The 16,867-nt window shown below is 70.3% G+C and carries 12 protein-coding genes; 4 read left to right on the top strand and 8 right to left on the bottom strand.

The genetic code is table 11. The features are described from left to right. Positions 1 to 126: 126 nt before the first annotated feature. Positions 127 to 1,758 (bottom strand): L-glutamate gamma-semialdehyde dehydrogenase, encoded by a 1,632-nt coding sequence (gene pruA, locus ACTWOL_RS26390; RefSeq protein WP_474299280.1) that lies wholly within the window; start codon positions 1,756 to 1,758, stop codon positions 127 to 129. Between the two features lie 55 nt (positions 1,759 to 1,813). After that, positions 1,814 to 2,740: a proline dehydrogenase family protein gene (locus tag ACTWOL_RS26385; RefSeq protein ID WP_474299279.1), complete on the bottom strand. Its 927-nt coding sequence runs from the start codon at positions 2,738 to 2,740 to the stop codon at positions 1,814 to 1,816. A gap of 182 nt (positions 2,741 to 2,922) precedes the next feature. Here ACTWOL_RS26385 and ACTWOL_RS26380 point away from each other — a divergent pair, with 182 nt between their 5' ends. Further along, positions 2,923 to 4,116 carry a PucR family transcriptional regulator gene (locus ACTWOL_RS26380; RefSeq protein ID WP_474299278.1) on the top strand — a complete coding sequence of 398 codons (1,194 nt, stop codon included), beginning with the start codon at positions 2,923 to 2,925 and terminating at the stop codon, positions 4,114 to 4,116. Between the two features lie 100 nt (positions 4,117 to 4,216). Here ACTWOL_RS26380 and serA read toward each other — a convergent pair whose 3' ends face one another. The 6 genes from serA to ACTWOL_RS26350 form a co-directional block, all read right to left on the bottom strand. After that, complete coding sequence (serA, locus tag ACTWOL_RS26375; protein ID WP_474299277.1) at positions 4,217 to 5,818, bottom strand: phosphoglycerate dehydrogenase; 1,602 nt, start codon at positions 5,816 to 5,818, stop codon at positions 4,217 to 4,219. Between the two features lie 263 nt (positions 5,819 to 6,081). Further along, the gene (ilvC, locus tag ACTWOL_RS26370) at positions 6,082 to 7,083 is read right to left on the bottom strand and encodes a ketol-acid reductoisomerase (protein ID WP_474299276.1); all 1,002 of its coding nucleotides are present in this window, start codon (positions 7,081 to 7,083) and stop codon (positions 6,082 to 6,084) included. A 116-nt stretch (positions 7,084 to 7,199) separates the two neighbouring features. Continuing rightward, positions 7,200 to 7,724 (bottom strand): acetolactate synthase small subunit, encoded by a 525-nt coding sequence (ilvN, locus tag ACTWOL_RS26365; protein WP_138052994.1) that lies wholly within the window; start codon positions 7,722 to 7,724, stop codon positions 7,200 to 7,202. Positions 7,725 to 7,758: 34 nt separating this feature from the next. Next, positions 7,759 to 9,645, bottom strand: a complete 1,887-nt coding sequence (locus ACTWOL_RS26360; protein WP_474299275.1) for an acetolactate synthase large subunit — start codon at positions 9,643 to 9,645, stop codon at positions 7,759 to 7,761. Between the two features lie 212 nt (positions 9,646 to 9,857). Further along, positions 9,858 to 12,881 (bottom strand): putative bifunctional diguanylate cyclase/phosphodiesterase, encoded by a 3,024-nt coding sequence (locus tag ACTWOL_RS26355; RefSeq protein WP_474299274.1) that lies wholly within the window; start codon positions 12,879 to 12,881, stop codon positions 9,858 to 9,860. Between the two features lie 295 nt (positions 12,882 to 13,176). Next, complete coding sequence (locus tag ACTWOL_RS26350; RefSeq protein WP_474299273.1) at positions 13,177 to 14,130, bottom strand: 2-hydroxyacid dehydrogenase; 954 nt, start codon at positions 14,128 to 14,130, stop codon at positions 13,177 to 13,179. Positions 14,131 to 14,204: 74 nt separating this feature from the next. Between ACTWOL_RS26350 and ACTWOL_RS26345 the strand changes: the two genes are divergently transcribed. From ACTWOL_RS26345 to ACTWOL_RS26335, 3 genes are all read left to right on the top strand, one after another. Beyond that, a complete protein-coding gene (locus ACTWOL_RS26345) occupies positions 14,205 to 15,248 on the top strand; it encodes an aldo/keto reductase (protein ID WP_474299272.1) in 1,044 nt (347 codons plus the stop codon). 196 nt (positions 15,249 to 15,444) lie between these two features. After that, positions 15,445 to 16,647 (top strand): PQQ-dependent sugar dehydrogenase, encoded by a 1,203-nt coding sequence (locus ACTWOL_RS26340; RefSeq protein ID WP_474299271.1) that lies wholly within the window; start codon positions 15,445 to 15,447, stop codon positions 16,645 to 16,647. 32 nt (positions 16,648 to 16,679) lie between these two features. Beyond that, complete coding sequence (locus ACTWOL_RS26335) at positions 16,680 to 16,856, top strand: DUF6191 domain-containing protein (RefSeq protein ID WP_474299270.1); 177 nt, start codon at positions 16,680 to 16,682, stop codon at positions 16,854 to 16,856. Positions 16,857 to 16,867 lie beyond the last annotated feature (11 nt).

The following is a 16,867-nucleotide window of genomic DNA, read 5'->3' as shown; positions in this document are numbered from 1 at the left end:
TCCTCGGCGCGGCCCCCCTTCTCCTCTCAGCAGCCTAAGCCAGCGGAACGTGAGCCGCCCCCGGCCGGGCTGGGGTGGCCGGCGGGGGGCGGGGTCACGGGGCGGGCCCTCGGGGCCCTGCGGGCGTCAGCCCATGTGCGGGTAGCGGTAGTCGGTCGGCGGGACCAGGGTCTCCTTGATCGCGCGGGTCAGCGTCCAGCGCATCAGGTTCTGCGGGGCGCCGGCCTTGTCGTTCGTGCCGGAGGCACGGCCGCCGCCGAAGGGCTGCTGGCCGACGACGGCACCGGTCGACTTGTCGTTGATGTAGAAGTTGCCCGCGGCATAGCGGAGCTTCTCCATCGCGTCGGCCGCGGCCGCACGGTCACCGGCGATGATCGAACCGGTCAGCGCGTACGCCGAGACGGACTCCATCTGCGCCAGCATCTCCTCGTACTTCTCGTCCTCGTAGACGTGGACGGCGAGGATCGGGCCGAAGTACTCGGTGGTGAAGACCTCGTTCTCCGGGTCCGTGCACTCGATGACGGTCGGACGGACGTAGTAGCCGACCGAGTCGTCGTACGTACCGCCCGCGACGACCGTGCAGCTCGAGTCGGCCTTCGCACGGTCGATCGCGGCCTTGTTCTTGGCGAAGGCCCGCTCGTCGATGACGGCGCCGATGAAGTTGGTCAGATCGGTGACGTCGCCCATCTTGATGGCGTCGACCTCGGCGGCGAACTCCTCCTTGAAGCCCGAGTTCCAGATGGAGGCCGGGACGTACGCGCGCGAGGACGCGGAGCACTTCTGGCCCTGGAACTCGAAGGAGCCGCGGGTCAGCGCGGTCTTCAGGACGGCGCGGTCGGCGCTCGGGTGGGCGACGACGAAGTCCTTGCCGCCCGTCTCACCGACGATGCGCGGGTAGGAGCGGTACTTCTCGATGTTGTTGCCGACGGTCTTCCACAGGTGCTGGAAGGTCCTGGTCGAGCCGGTGAAGTGGATGCCGGCGAGGTCCGGGTGGTTCAGCGCCACCTCGGACACGGCGATGCCGTCGCCCGTCACCAGGTTGATCACACCCTTGGGCAGACCGGCCTCCTCCAGCAGCTGCATCAGCAGCACGGCCGCGTGGGTCTGCGTCGGGGACGGCTTCCAGATCACCACATTGCCCATGAGAGCCGGGGCGGTGGGCAGATTGCCGGCGATCGCGGTGAAGTTGAACGGGGTGATCGCGTAGACGAAGCCCTCCAGCGGACGGTGGTCCAGCCGGTTCCACACACCCGGGGAGTTGGCCGGGGGCTGCTCGGCCAGGATCTGGCGGGCATAGGCGACGTTGAAGCGCCAGAAGTCGACGAGCTCGCACGGGGTGTCGATCTCGGCCTGCTGGGCGGTCTTCGACTGGCCCAGCATCGTGGAGGCGGCCATCGTCTCGCGCCAGGGACCGGCCAGCAGCTCCGCGGCGCGCAGGATGATCGCGGCGCGGTCGTCGAAGGACATCGCGCGCCACGCCGGAGCGGCGGCCAGCGCGGCATCGATCGCGTCCTGCGCGTCCTGCTGGGTGGCACCCCGGAAGGTGCCGATGACGGCCTGGTGGTTGTGCGGCTGGACGACCTTGAACTCCTCGCCGCCACCCATGCGCTTCACGCCGTTGATGGTCATCGGGAGGTCGATCGGGTTCTCGGCCAGCTCCTTGAGCTTGGCCTCGAGCCGCGTGCGCTCGGCCGAACCGGGGGCGTAGCCCTGGATCGGCTCGTTGACCGGGGCGGGGACCTGGGTCACAGCGTCCATGAGTTCCTTGGCTCCTTTTGCGAGGGGTGGAAGGGCTTGGTCCTGGGCCCTCTGGTCAGTTCTTGGTGATCATCGAGCGCACGAAGAACAGCAGGTTGGCCGGCTTCTCGGCCAGGCGGCGCATGAAGTAGCCGTACCAGTCGGTGCCGTACGCCGTGTAGACGCGCATCCGGTGGCCCTCGGCCGCCAGCCGGAGGTGCTCGTCGCTGCGGATGCCGTACAGCATCTGGAACTCGTACTCGTCCATCTTGCGCCCGGCACGCCGCGCGAGCTCCTGTGCGATGGAGATCAGCCGGGGATCGTGGGACCCGATCATCGGGTACCCCTGTCCCTCCATCAGAATCTTCAGGATCCGGACGTACGCCTTGTCGATCTCCGACTTGTCCTGGTAGGCGACGGTCGCGGGCTCCTTGTAGGCGCCCTTCACGAGCCGGACGCGGCTGCCGGCTGCGGCGAGCCGCCGGGCGTCGGCCTCGGTGCGGAAGAGGTAGGCCTGGATGACACAGCCCGTCTGCGGGAAGTCCTTCCGCAGCCCCTCGTGGATCGCGAACATCGAGTCGAGGGTGGTGTGGTCCTCGGCGTCCAGGGTGACGGTGGTGCCGATCGCCGCGGCGGCCTCGACGACCGGGCGGATGTTGGCGAGCGCCAGCTCATGGCCGCCTTCGAGGGACTGTCCGAACATCGACAGCTTCACCGACATCTCGGCCCTGGCCCCGAGGCCGAGGGCCTCGAGTCGCCCGATCAGCTCCAGGTAGGCGTCGCGGGCGGCCGTGGCCTGCTCGCGGGTGGTGATGTCCTCGCCCACCACGTCCAGCGTGACCTCGAGCCCGCGGCTCGTCAGGTCCGCGACGATCGGGATGACCTGGTCGACCGTCTCGCCGGGGATGAACCGGTTGACCACGGGCTTGGTCACCGGGGCCGCAGACACCAGACGGCGCATCTTGTCGCTGCGCGACGCGGCAAGGATCACGGGACCCAGCACGGGCACCTCCACGGAACGGGGTCGATGACGGCCGGAACCGGGCGGACCGGGTACGGCACGGGGAACCACCGTGAAACCTAAATATCGCTCCGATGCTCGGCCATCGACAGCTGTCACGCATCCGCGCCCCCGAGTTCATACATTTGTCTGAAGCGACGTCCGTCCGGTGCGAGAATGTCCGGGTGAAGGGCGATTACCAAGACCTGGTGGACGAGATCTCGGGGCTGCTGGGTGCCCCCGCGACCCTGGAGAACCGGGACTTCGGACTGATCGCCTTCGGTGCGCACGACAGTGAGGACGACAGCGCGATGGACCCGGTCCGTACGCGCTCGATCCTGACCAGAAAGTCCACCCCGGCCGTGCGTGCCTGGTTCGAAGGGTTCGGCATCGCCCGGGCGACCGGGCCGGTGCGGATTCCGGCGGCCCCCGAGGCGGGGGTCAACCGCGGCCGGATCTGTCTGCCCGTCCGCCACCGCGGGATCGCGCTCGGCTATGTCTGGCTCCTCGACGCGGACCCGGGCCCCACCCAGGACCAGTTGGGCGCGGCCATGGAGGTGACCGAGCGGATCGGCGTGCTGCTCGCGGACGAGGAGAGGGCCGGTTCGGATCTGTCGCGGGAGTTCCGTGCGGTGCTCACGGCCGAGCGCGGCTGGCAGTACGGCATGGCCCTGGCGACGCTGCGTACCGCCCTCGGCTCCGCGGCCGACGGACTCCACACGGTGGTGTGCGTGGCGCCGCGGCCCGCGGTGGACGTGCCCCCGCCGCGTAGCGTTCCGGGCGCGACGGCCCTCTGCCCGGTTCCGTGGGACGGTCCAGGGGGCACCGATCGCCCGGAGGGGTCCTCCGTTGCCCCGGAGCCTGTGGCCCAGGCGCTCGCGGTGCTCGTGCGGCTCCGTTCGGCCGACGCCCTCGGCCCCGCGCACTCGGCGGCGGCCCGGCTCGGCGGCACCGCCGGTGTCGCACTCCCCCGCCGCGGTATCACCGAGCTCGACCGCTCCTGGCGGGAGGCGAACTCCGCGGCGCGCGCCGCACTGGCCCAGCCCCGGCTCGGCACGGTCGCCGACTGGTCCGCCATCGGGCCGTACCGACTGCTGACGGCGCTGCCACCGGCGATGGCCCCCGACCCCGCGGTGAGTCCCCTGCTGGTCCCCGCGCACACCGAGCTGGCCCGGACCGCCGAGGTGTTCCTGGACTGTGCGGGACAGGCGGGACGCGCCGCGGCGGAGCTCGGCATCCACCGTCAGACGCTGTACTACCGCCTCTCACGGGTGGAGCAGCTGACCGGACTCGACCTGGACGAGGGCGAGGACCGGCTGCTGCTGCACATGGCGCTCAAGTCGGACGGGCTCCGGGGCCGGCCCACGCAGGGCTCGTGAGCACGCAGCGCACCCGCCGCTCGACCGCTCGTACGGGACGAGCGGTCGAGGGCGGGTGCGCGGAATGCTGTGCGGCTCCGGTTCGGTCGGCCGGGTTCGCTCAGTCGACCAGGTTGACCGAACGGGCGGAGGTCGCGCCGATCTCCTCGGCGATCTCGTTCAGCACGTTCTGCGGGACGGTGTCGTCGACGGTGAGGACGACCAGCGCCTCGCCGCCCTCCGACTGACGCGCGACCTGCATGCCCGCGATGTTGAGCCCGGCCTCGCCGAGGATCCGGCCGACGGTGCCGACGACACCCGGGCGGTCCTCGTAGCGGGCCACGACCATGTGGTCGGCCAGGGCCAGGTCGATGTCGTAGTCACCGACGGCGACGATCTTCTGGAGGTGCTTCGGACCGGCCAGCGTGCCGGAGACGGCGACCTCTTCGCCGCCGGACAGCGTGCCACGCACGGTGACCACGTTGCGGTGGTCGGGGCATTCGGAGCTGGTGGTGAGACGGACCTCCACACCGCGCTCCTGGGCGAACAGGGGTGCGTTCACATACGACACGGTCTCGTCGACCACGTCCTCGAACACGCCCTTCAGCGCGGACAGCTCGAGCACCTTCACATCGTGCTGGGTGATCTCGCCGTACACCTCGACATCCAGCCTGACCGCGACCTCGCCCGCCAGCGCGGTGAAGATCCGGCCCAGCTTCTCGGCGAGCGGCAGGCCCGGGCGCACGTCCTCGGCGATCACACCGCCCTGGACGTTGACGGCGTCGGGCACCAGCTCACCGGCGAGGGCGAGCCGCACCGACTTGGCGACCGCGATACCGGCCTTCTCCTGGGCCTCGTCCGTGGACGCGCCGAGGTGCGGGGTGCAGACGACCTGGTCGAACTGGAAGAGCGGGGAGTCCGTGCAGGGCTCCTTCGCGTACACGTCGAGGCCCGCGCCCGCGACCCGGCCCTCCTTGAGGGCGCTGGCCAGCGCCTCCTCGTCAATGATTCCGCCGCGCGCGGCGTTCACGATGCGGACGGTCGGCTTGACCTTGTGCAGCGCCTCGTCGCCGATCAGGCCGACGGTCTCCGGGGTCTTCGGGAGGTGGACGGTGATGAAGTCCGACACCTCGAGCAGCTCGTCCAGCGAGAGCAGCTTGACGCCCATCTGGGCGGCGCGCGCGGGCTGTACGTAGGGGTCGAAGGCGACGATCTTCATGCCGAAGGCGGACATCCGCTGGGCGACCAGCACGCCGATACGGCCGAGGCCGACGACACCCAGCGTCTTCTCGCTGAGCTCGACGCCCGTGTACTTCGAGCGCTTCCACTCGCCGTTCTTCAGGGCCGTGTTGGCCTGCGGGATGTTGCGCGCGGTGGCGACGATCAGACCGCAGGCGAGCTCGGCGGCGGTCACGATGTTGGACGTCGGGGCGTTGACGACCATCACACCGGCCTTGGTGGCGGCGGAGACGTCCACGTTGTCCAGGCCGACACCGGCGCGGGCGATGACCTTCAGCCTGCGCGCGGCGGCGATGGCCTCGGCGTCGACCTTGGTGGCGGAGCGTACGAGAATCGCGTCGACGTCGGCGATGGCAGGAAGCAGCTGGGCGCGGTCCGCGCCGGTGCACTTCCGGATTTCGAAGTCCGGGCCGAGTGCGTCGACTGTCGCGGGCGACAGCTCTTCGGCGATGAGTACGACGGGTTTACGAGGCGCAGTGCTCACGTGTGTCCTCACTGGTCCTGGGAGCACCCCCGTGCTCGAAGAGCCACGAGGGAGGACGGCCGTCCCGACGGCCGCCTGGCGGTGGAGGGGCTAGCCGCGTGGAAGACGCACGACGCTGTGGGCCTGACCTGACGCGTATGTGTTGACCACTCTAGTGGTCATGGGGTGCCGGTTTTCCGCCTTGGCGGAAGGATCACCCGTCCGTGTTGGACCGCTTGTCCAACGACGTGCGGCGGGCCCTTCCGGACCCGCCGCACGGAGGCTTACGCCTCCTCGTTGTCGACCCAGCTCATGAGCTTGCGCAGCTCCTTGCCGGTGGTCTCCAGCAGGTGGTTCTCGTCCTGCGTCTTGTACTCGTTGTACTTCTTCAGACCGCCGTGGTACTCGTCCATCCAGTTCTTGGCGAACGTGCCGTCCTGGATCTCGGAGAGGACCTTCTTCATCTCGGCCTTGGTCTGGTCGGTGATGATGCGGGGGCCGGTGACGTAGTCGCCCCACTCGGCGGTCTCGGAGACCGACCAGCGCATCTTCTCCAGGCCGCCCTCGTACATCAGGTCCACGATCAGCTTCAGCTCGTGGAGGCACTCGAAGTACGCGATCTCCGGCTGGTAGCCGGCCTCGACCAGGGTCTCGAAGCCCGCCTTGACCAGCGCGGCGGTTCCGCCGCACAGCACGGCCTGCTCGCCGAAGAGGTCGGTCTCGGTCTCCTCGGTGAAGGTGGTCTTGATGACGCCTGCGCGCGTGCCGCCGATGCCCTTGGCGTACGAGAGCGCGAGCGGGAACGCGTTGCCGGTCGCGTCCTGCTCGACGCCCGCGATGCACGGGACGCCGCGGCCCTCCTCGTACTGGCGGCGGACCAGGTGACCCGGGCCCTTGGGGGCGACGAGCGCGACGTCGACACCGGCCGGGGGCTTGATGAAGCCGTAGCGGATGTTGAGGCCGTGGCCGAAGAAGAGGGCGTCGCCGTCCTTCAGATTGTCCTTGACGGACTCCTCGTACACCTGGGCCTGGATCGGGTCCGGGACCAGGATCATGATGACGTCGGCCTCGGCGGCGGCCTCCGACGGCGTCACCACGCGCAGGCCCTGCTCCTCGGCCTTGGCCTTGGACTTGGACCCCTCGTGCAGACCGACGCGGACGTCCACACCGGAGTCACGGAGCGACAGCGCGTGGGCGTGCCCCTGGCTGCCGTAGCCGATGACCGCGACCTTGCGGCCCTGGATGATGGACAGGTCGGCGTCGTCGTCGTAGAACAGCTCGGCCACTGGGTTTCTCCTTGGATGTTCCTGTGTTGCGTCCCACCGTACGGCGGTGAGGGACGAGGTGGACTTCGAGTCTCGCCATCCGGGCGGCCGGGGCCGCCCGGACCTCGGCGGAAGCGTTACGCGCTGCGGTCGAGGGCCCGCAGACTGCGGTCCGTGATGGAGCGGGCGCCCCGCCCTATGGCGATCGTGCCCGACTGGACGAGTTCCTTGATGCCGAACTGCTCCAGCATCTTCAGCATGGCCTCGAGCTTGTCACTCGATCCGGTGGCCTCGATGGTGACGGCCTCGGGCGAGACGTCCACCGTCTTGGCCCGGAACAGCTGGACGATCTCGACGATCTGGGAGCGGGTCTCATTGTCGGCGCGGACCTTCACCAGGACCAGCTCGCGCTGGACCGCTGCGCTGGGCTCCAGCTCGACGATCTTCAGAACGTTGACGAGCTTGTTGAGCTGCTTGGTCACCTGCTCCAGCGGGAGGTCCTCCACATTGACCACGATGGTGATGCGGGAGATGTCCGGGTGCTCGGTGACGCCGACGGCGAGCGAGTCGATGTTGAAGCCGCGGCGGGAGAACAGCGCGGCGATCCTGGCCAGGATGCCCGGCGTGTTCTCCACCAGGACGGAGAGCGTGTGCTTGGACATGATCGTTGTGTCTCTCTCTACTCTCGCCGGTCGCTCAGTCGTCTTCGTTGTCGCCGAAGTCGGGGCGGACCCCGCGCGCGGCCATGACTTCGTCGTTGGAGGTGCCGGCGGCGACCATCGGCCACACCATGGCGTCCTCGTGGACGATGAAGTCGACCACGACGGGGCGGTCGTTGATCGCGTTGGCCTCGGCGATGACCTTGTCGAGGTCGGCCGGGTCCTCGCAGCGCAGGGCGACGCATCCCATCGCCTCGGACAGCTTGACGAAGTCCGGGACCCTGGTGCCCTTGCGGGGCGAGGTGGACGCGCCGAGCTGGGAGCCGGTGGTGTGGTGGCCCGTCTCGTCAGCGTGCAGCACGGTGCTCGAGTAGCGCTCGTTGTAGAACAGGGTCTGCCACTGGCGGACCATGCCCAGGGCCCCGTTGTTGATGATCGCGACCTTGATCGGGATGCCGTTCAGCGCGCAGGTGACCAGTTCCTGGTTGGTCATCTGGAAGCAGCCGTCGCCGTCGACCGCCCAGACCGTACGATCCGGCATCCCCGCCTTGGCACCCATGGCCGCCGGGACCGCGTAGCCCATGGTCCCCGCACCGCCGCTGTTCAGCCAGGTCGCCGGCTTCTCGTAGTCGATGAAGTGGGCCGCCCACATCTGGTGCTGGCCGACACCGGCCGCGAAGATCGTGTCCTGCGGGGCCAGCTGCCCGATGCGCTGGATGACCTGCTGCGGCGAGAGGCTGCCGTCGTCCGGCAGGTCGTAGCCGAGCGGATAGGTCTCGCGCCACCGGCTGAGGTCCTGCCACCAGGCGCTGTAGTCGCCGGTGTTGCCCTCGTTGTGCTCGGCCTGGACGGCCTGGACGAGATCCGCGATGACCTCGCGGGCGTCTCCGACGATCGGGACGTCGGCGGCGCGGTTCTTGCCGATCTCGGCCGGGTCGATGTCGGCGTGGACGATCTTGGCGAACGGGGCGAAGCTGTCCAGCTTGCCGGTGACGCGGTCATCGAAGCGGGCGCCGAGGGCGATGATCAGATCGGCCTTCTGCAGCGCGGTGACGGCGGTGACCGAACCGTGCATGCCCGGCATTCCCACGTGCAGCGGGTGGCTGTCGGGGAATGCGCCCAGCGCCATCAGGGTGGTGGTGACGGGGACGTTGGTGAGCTCCGCGAGGACCTTGAGCTCGGCGGTGGCGCGGGCCTTGAGGACGCCGCCGCCGACGTACAGGACGGGCCGCTTGGCCTGGGTGATCAGCTTCGCCGCCTCGCGGATCTGCTTGGCGTGCGGCTTGGTGACCGGCCGGTAGCCGGGCAGGTCGGTCTGCGGCGGCCAGCTGAAGGTCGTCTGGGCCTGCAGGGCGTCCTTGGCGATGTCGACGAGGACCGGCCCGGGACGGCCCGTGGAGGCGATGTGGAAGGCCTCGGCGATCGTCTTCGGAATGTCCTCGGCCTTGGTGACCAGGAAGTTGTGCTTGGTGATCGGCATCGTGATGCCGCAGATGTCCGCCTCCTGGAAGGCGTCCGTCCCGATGGACTTACTCGCCACCTGGCCGGTGATCGCGACCAGCGGGACGGAGTCCATGTGGGCGTCGGCGATCGGCGTCACCAGATTGGTGGCGCCCGGTCCCGAGGTGGCCATGCACACGCCCACCTTGCCGGTGGCCTGTGCGTAGCCCGTCGCGGCGTGGCCCGCGCCCTGCTCGTGGCGGACCAGGATGTGGCGGACCCGGGAGGAGTCCATCAGCGGGTCGTACGCGGGGAGGATGGCACCGCCGGGGATACCGAACACGGTGTCGGCCCCGACTTCCTCGAGAGAGCGGATGAGGGACTGCGCGCCCGTGACGTGCGTGACGCCGGCGGAGGTCTGTCCGCTCGTACGGGCCCGCGGCTGCGGATGGTGGGCCCCGGTGGCCTGTTCGGTCATCGGCATTCTCTTCTCGAAGCTGAGGGTTTTTGCGGGGAATGTGCGGGTTGGGTGCCAGTGCCAGTGCAACAAAAAACCCCCCGTGCCGGTAGGCAAGCGAGGGGAGCGCGTCGGTGCGATGGACAGACCCGTGCAGGGGACTGCTAGCCGACGCGCTTTCCAAGTACGAGAATTCGGGTGCGCATGGCACTGACCCTCCCCCCGACGCACCGTCACTGTCAAGTGGGTGGGACGGGCGTCTCATTATTTGAGCGCATTGGCTGACGTCCGATGATGTCGGGGGTCGGGGCCGGGGAACGGTGTACCGGAAGGCAGCCGCCGCTGAGCACGCGCCATGCGCCGGGAACCACCGGCCCCGGCACCGGATACTCCGCACGCACCAGGGCGCGGCGCAGCCGGTACTCGTCCAGGGGGCCCGAGAATGCCATCCCCTGGCCGTGGGTGCAGCCCATGGCCCGCAGGGCGAGCACCTGCTCCGGCTCGTCCACGCCGTCCGCCACGGACTGCATCCCGAGGTCGCAGGCGATCCTCAGCAGCCCCGCGGTGATCTTGTGCAGCCGGGCGGACTCGACGACGCCCTCGACCAGCCCGCGGTCGAGCTTGAGGACGTCGACGGGGAGCCGCCGTAGCGCGTTGATCGCGGCGTAGCCGCTCCCGAAGCCGTCCAGCGCGATACGGACGCCGAGCCGGCGCAGGGCGACCAGGCGCTGCTCCAGCTCGTCGAACGAGATCCGGGGGTCGCTGTCGGCGAGCTCGAGCACGAGGGCGCCCGAGGGCAGACCGTGCCGGGTGAGCAGTGCCTCGACGGAGCCGAGCGGAATCGACCGGTCCAGCAGCCGGCGCGCGGACAGCCGGACCGAGACCGGGACCTCGTGGCCGAGACGGCTGCGCTCCGCGGCCTGCTCGACAGCCTCCTCGAGGAGTCTGCGGCCGAGCTCGGTGGTGCGGCTGTCGTCCTCGGCGAGCCGCTGGAACTCGGCGGGGGTGAAGAGGATGCCCTGAGCGGATCTCCAGCGGCCCTGCGCGGCGACGGAGGCGATCCTTCCGCTGCTGAGACTGACGACCGGCTGGTGCAGCAGCGCGAACTCACCGTCGTGGACGGCGGTGCGCGTCCGGTTCCCCGCTTCGGGGCGATGGCCGGTCTCGGGCTGCATCTGGGGGACGTACAGCTCGACCCGGTCCTTGCCGCCCGCCTTGGCGCGGTACATCGCGAGATCGGCGTTGCGGAGCAGGCTGCCGGCGCTGATACCGGGCTCCGCGAAGGCGACGCCGATGGACGCGGCGACCCGCACCTCGTTGCCGTCCACCCGGTAGGGCTGGGACAGGGTCAGGCGCAGCCGGTCGGCGATCTCGTGCACCTGGTCCCGGTGCACGCTGAGGTCGCGGGTGCCCTGGCCGAGGATGAGGGCGGCGAACTCGTCCCCGCCGAGCCTGGCCGCGGTGTCCCCGGCCCTTACGGAGTCCTGGAGCCGGCGGGCGGCCTGGATCAGCAGCTCGTCCCCGGCCTGGTGGCCGAAGCGGTCGTTCACCGCCTTGAAACCGTCCAGGTCGATGAAGAGCACGGCCGTCCCGGGATCGCCGGCCCGGCGTCCGCCGAGTGCCTGGCGGACCCGCTCGGTGAACAGCGCGCGGTTGGGCAGGTCGGTGAGCGGGTCGTGTTCGGCGTTGTGCTGCAGCTGGGCCTGGAGGCGCACCCGCTCGGTGACGTCCCGGCTGTTGAAGATCAGCCCGCCCTCGTGGCGTTTGACCGTGGACTCGACATTGAGCCACTGGCCGGTTCCGGACCGGAAGCGGCATTCGATACGGGTCGTGGGCTCCTCGGAGGGAGGAGCGGCCAGGAACCGGCGCACCTCGTGGACCACACGCCCCAGATCCTCGGGATGGATCAGTGACGCCAGCTCGGACCCGATGAGCTCGTCCGCGTCCCGCCCGTACACCCCTGCGGCGGCGGGGCTGACGTAGCGGAGCACACCGGTCGGTGCGGCGATCATGATGACATCGCTCGAGCCCTGCACGAGGGAGCGGAAGTGGTTCTCCTTCTGCGCCAGTTCATGGGTGAGGGCGATGTTGTCCAGCAGCATGATGCCCTGCCGGACGACGAGCGCGAGGACGACGGTGCATCCGGTGAAGAGGACCACCCGGTCGACACGGCGGCCCTCGGTGACGTTGTAGAGGATCCCGAGGGTGCAGACGGCGGCCGCCAGATAGGGCGTGAGGGCGGCGAGCGAACCCGTGACGGGCCGGCTGAAGGCCGGATGGGCCACCGGGCGGGGGCCGCGCTGCGGGGCCCCCGCCTCCATCCTGCGCACTCCCCAGGGCGCGTAGGCGAGCAGGAGCGAGCCGGTGAACCATCCGGCGTCGAGCAGCTGGCCCGAGCGGTAGCTCTCCCGCAGCAGCGGCGAGGTGAACAGCGCGTCGCACAGCACGGTGAGGGCCAGGGCCGCGATCGCGGTGTTGATGGCCGGGCGGCTGGTGCTGGACCGCCGGAAGTGCAGCGCGAGGACCATGCTCACGAGGACGATGTCCAGCAGCGGGTAGGCGAGCGACAGCGCCGCCTCGGACACGCTCTCGCCCTGGGAGTGCGCGGTGTGGGCGAGTGCGAGGCTCCACGACAGGGTGAGCAGGGAGCCGCCGATCAGCCAGGAGTCGAGGGCGAGGCAGACCCAGCCGGCGCGTGTCACCGGCCGCTTGGCGAGGACGAGCAGCCCGACGATGGCCGGTGGCGCGAAGCAGAGGAAGAACACGTCCGCGACGGACGGGCTCGGCACCTCGCGGCCGAGGATCACCTCGTACCAGCCCCATACGGCGTTTCCGCACGCGGCCATGGCCGAGGAGATCGAGAACAGCAGCCAGGCGGGACGAAACCGGACGCCCCGTGTACGGGCGTGCAGAAAGCAGGACACGGAGGCGAGCAGGGCCGCGACGCTCAGGCCGAAGTCACCCATGATCTGGGCCAGTTGCTCGGACCCCCAGCCCAGCGCGGCGCCTGCGGCATAGCCGCCGCTGGCCAGCGTGAGCAGGACCTGAGGAAGCCGTCCCGGACTGCCCTCGGAAACCGAAGGGCGCGCCAGGAGGGCCCCGTCGGCAATCACCGCGCCGCCCCTGACAGTTTCATCCGGCTCCGCCCCCGGTCCCGGAGGCGGCACTTCGGTGCACGTCTCGGGGCGCGCCTCGGTGTGCGCGAGACCGGCGTGCGCAAGAGTGGTCGGCGGCACTTCCGCCGCGTCGGATCGTTGGTCCATTGGCCGTGCATCGCCCGTCGCCCCCCTCGAAGTCCTGAACACTCCGGTAGCGCCGCCCCGTGTACGACGCAGCCCCCAAGTCGGGACGATACACCAGTCTCGTCACTCAGGGACAGGGGTTCTCTACTCTCAGTGACGAACTTGCGGCACGTCCGACACGCGGCGCATCCGGATGACTCCATTGAGTGTCCGCCGGATGCGGTCGCTCGTCCACAGGGCAGTGGGGAGCGGCCGCGCCGCGGGCCCCCCGCCGCGGGCCTGGCCCGCCCCCGTCACCGGCCCGCGCGAAGGCGCCTCACCGTGTCGTGAGAACCACGTTGCACAGCGGGTCCCCGGCAGAGAACCGGCGCAGCTGCCCGGCCAGCAGCCGCTTCGCGCGCGGCAGGAACGCCGAAGTGGATCCGCCGACATGAGGGCTGATCAGCACGCCGGGCGCATGCCAGAGAGGGTGCCCTGCGGGCAGCGGCTCGGGGTCGGTCACGTCGAGGGCGGCCGTGATCCGGCCGGTCGCCGTCTCCTCGAGGAGCGCCGCGGTGTCCACCACCGGTCCGCGCGCGACGTTCACCAGCAGGGCGCCGTCCTTCATCGAGGCCAGGAAGCCGGCGTCCACGAGGCGGTGGGTCGCGGCGGTGAGCGGTGTCGAGAGGATCACCACATCCGTTTCGGGGAGCAGCGTGGGGAGTTCGGAGAGTGGGTGCACCTCGCCGCGCTCCGTTGCGCGTGCGGAGCGCGCGACGCGCGCCACCCGCGCGCACTCGAAGGGTACGAGCCGGTCCTCGATGGCCGCGCCGATCGATCCGTACCCGACGATGAGCACGGACTTGTCGGCGAGCGCCGGATAGAAGCCGCTGCGCCACTGCTCCTCGCGCTGGCCCTCCACGAATCGGGGGATGCCGCGCAGGGACGCCAGGACGAGGGCGAGGGCCAGCTCCGCGGTGCTCGCCTCGTGAACCCCCTTGGCGTTGCAGAGGCGTACGCCGGCAGGGAGCGCGCCGAGCCCCGGCTCCACGTGGTCGATACCGGCCGACAGGGTCTGGACGACCTGAACGGACCTCATGGCCGCGAGGGGCCGCACCACGATCTCGGTGCCCTTCATATAGGGGACGGCGTAGAAGACGCAGTCGGCCGGATCGGCGGGAAAGTCCTCACCGCCGTCCCAGTAGCGGTAGTTGAGCCCCGAGGCACCGGAATCGGGGAGGCCGCCGATCTCGCCGGCCGCGATGGGGAGCCATACGTCGCGTGCGTTCATGGTCGGGAGGCTATGCGAAGCCGGGTGCCTGCCAGAGGTTAGTTTGGGTGCGGCACAAGGAGGGGTACGGGCAGGTGGAGCGCAGGACAATCGGCGCGGCAGCTCTCGAAGTGGGCGCGATCGGCCTCGGCTGTATGCCGATGAGTTGGGCCTACACCGCCTCGCAGCGGCGGGGCGACCGCTCGCTGCGTACGGTGCACGCGGCGCTCGACGCCGGTGTCACTCTGCTCGACACGGCCGACATGTACGGCCCCTTCACCAATGAGCTGCTGCTCGGCCGTGTGCTGAGGGAGCGGCGGGCGGACGCGTTCGTGTCCACCAAGGTGGGCCTGCTGGTGGGCGGCGATCAGCACATCGTGGCCAACGGGCGCCCGGAGTACATACGGCGGGCCTGCGACGCGTCGCTGCGGCGACTCGGCACCGGTGTGATCGACCTCTACCAGCTCCACCGGGCGGATCCCGAGGTTCCGGTGGAGGAGACCTGGGGTGCGATGGCGGAGCTGGTCCGGGCCGGCAAGGTACGGGCGCTCGGACTCTGCGCGGTCGGTGCAACGACGAAGCGCAGGCCCGGGACGGTGCGGGCGGGTGCGGCGGGAACGGGCGGGCATCGGAGCGGGCCCTACGAGGGAACGATTCGTCAACTGGAGCGGATCCAGCAGGTTTTCCCGGTCAGCGCTGTCGAGGCGGAGCTGTCGGTGTGGTCGCCCGAGGCCCTCGGGGATCTGCTGCCCTGGTGCGAGGCCCGCGGTGTGGGTTTCCTGGCGGCCATGCCGCTGGGCAGCGGCTTCCTCACGGGGACGCTGACGCCTGGCGAAGGCTTCGAGCCGGACGATCCGCGGGCGCGGCATCCGCGGTTCACGGCGGAGATGATGGCGGCGAACCAGCCGCTGGTGGCGGGGCTGCGCCGGATCGCCGAACGGCACGGCGACGGGGCCACTCCGGCGCAGGTGGCGCTCGCGTGGGTACGAGGACGGGGACGGCACGTGGTGCCGGTGCCGGGTGCCAAGCGGGAGAGCTGGGCCGTGGAGAACGCGGCGGCCGCCGCGCTCGACCTGACCGCGCGGGACACCGCCGAGATCGCGGGACTGCCTCCGGCCAGGGGATCCTGGGACTGGTAGTGCCCCCGTGAATCGTCCGGGCCTTCCGAAGGATCTGCGGGGCATCACGGAACCGGCCCCGGGCGCCCTGGTGCGGGGTGCTCGTCCTTGTGATCCTTGGGGCGGACCCGGAACCACGAGGGTGCCGCCGGTGTATGAAGGGTGGGGTGCGGCGCACCGAGCCGGCCCGTCCGCATCCCGGCGAAGGGACTCGACAGTGCATCGTCCAGCCACGGCGGCCGTACTCACCGCCGCAGCCGTGCTGCTCGCCGCCGGCTGCTCGTCCGGCGGTACCGGCGCGGATCACGAGGACGGCCGCAAGGGCACGCCGTCCCGTGCGGCTGCCCCGTCCGCGACGGGCGACGCGGCCGCCCAGGCGCCTCCGGCGAAGGGCTCGGTGAAGGTGGCGGCGACGCTGACCGGGGACCTGAAGTCGCCCTGGGGACTGGCCGCCCTGCCCGACGGCGATCTGCTGGTGTCGTCCCGTGACGAGGGCACGATCACCCGCGTCGACACCGACACCGGCAGGAAGACCCTGATCGGCTCGGTGCCCGGGGTCGCCCCCGCGGGGGAGGGCGGGCTGATGGGACTCGCCGTCTCTCCGTCCTTCGCGTCCGACCGTCAGGTGTACGCCTACTTCACGACGGAGTCGGACAACCGCATCGCTCGCATGCTGTACGACGAGAAGAAGCCGGCCGGGCAGCAGCTCGGTGCTCCCGACACGGTCCTGCGGGGCATCCCGAAGGGGATCGTCCACAACGGCGGAAGGATCGCCTTCGGCCCGGACCGGATGCTGTACGCCGGCACGGGAGAGACGGGCGACCGGGGCCTCGCGCAGGACCGGAAGTCGCTGGGCGGCAAGATCCTCCGGATGACCCCGGACGGGCAGCCGGTGCACGGCAATCCCTGGCCCGACTCCGTGGTGTATTCGTACGGACACCGCAATGTCCAGGGGCTCGCCTGGGACTCCCGGAAGCGGCTGTGGGCCTCCGAGTTCGGGCAGGACACCTGGGACGAGCTGAACCTCATCGAGCCCGGCAAGAACTACGGCTGGCCGGAGGTGGAGGGCAGAGGAGGAAAATCCGGCTTCGTCGACCCGGTGGCGCAGTGGCGGACGGACGAGGCCTCACCGAGCGGGATCGCCTTTGCCGCGGGGTCGATCTGGATGGCGGGTCTGAAGGGCGAGCGGCTGTGGCGGATCCCGCTGTCCGGAGCCGCGGCGACTGCCGGCGGGGCCGGTGCGGAACCTTCCGCCGCACCCCAGGCGTTCCTCCGGGGAGAGTACGGCCGGCTGCGCACGGTCCTCCCGGTCGGCGGAGCCGGTGGCGGTTCCGGCATCTGGCTGGTCACCAGCGAGACGGACAACAGGGGCACACCCGGGCCGGGGGACGACAGGATCCTACGGCTCACGGTCAAATGACGCTCGGACGGTCGGATGAGAGGCGGGCGGTCGTGTTCAACCTCATCGAGGAGCTCTTCGCACCCGGCCGCAGGCACTCCGACGAGGAACGCAACCGGCTGCAGCTGACACGGGTGGACGTCGGCGACGGCGATCCGGGGCACGGCGAGATCGACCTGGCATCCGGGAAGGTCGTCATACGGCCCCGGCGTGGGGCACCCGGAAGCTGACCGCCCCCTGC

The organism is Micromonospora sp. IBHARD003, from assembly GCF_056106285.1.
Note: the sequence above shows the minus strand (reverse complement) of the source record. Positions and strands in the feature narration are given on the sequence as shown.

Coding starts and splice junctions, on each gene's coding strand:
- ACTWOL_RS26355 (WP_474299274.1), bottom strand. CDS start 12,881: ATGGACCAACGATCCGACGCGGCGGAAGTGCCGCCGACCACTCTTGCG.
- ilvN (WP_138052994.1), bottom strand. CDS start 7,724: ATGTCCAAGCACACGCTCTCCGTCCTGGTGGAGAACACGCCGGGCATC.
- ACTWOL_RS26350 (WP_474299273.1), bottom strand. CDS start 14,130: ATGAACGCACGCGACGTATGGCTCCCCATCGCGGCCGGCGAGATCGGC.
- ACTWOL_RS26360 (WP_474299275.1), bottom strand. CDS start 9,645: ATGCCGATGACCGAACAGGCCACCGGGGCCCACCATCCGCAGCCGCGG.
- pruA (WP_474299280.1), bottom strand. CDS start 1,758: ATGGACGCTGTGACCCAGGTCCCCGCCCCGGTCAACGAGCCGATCCAG.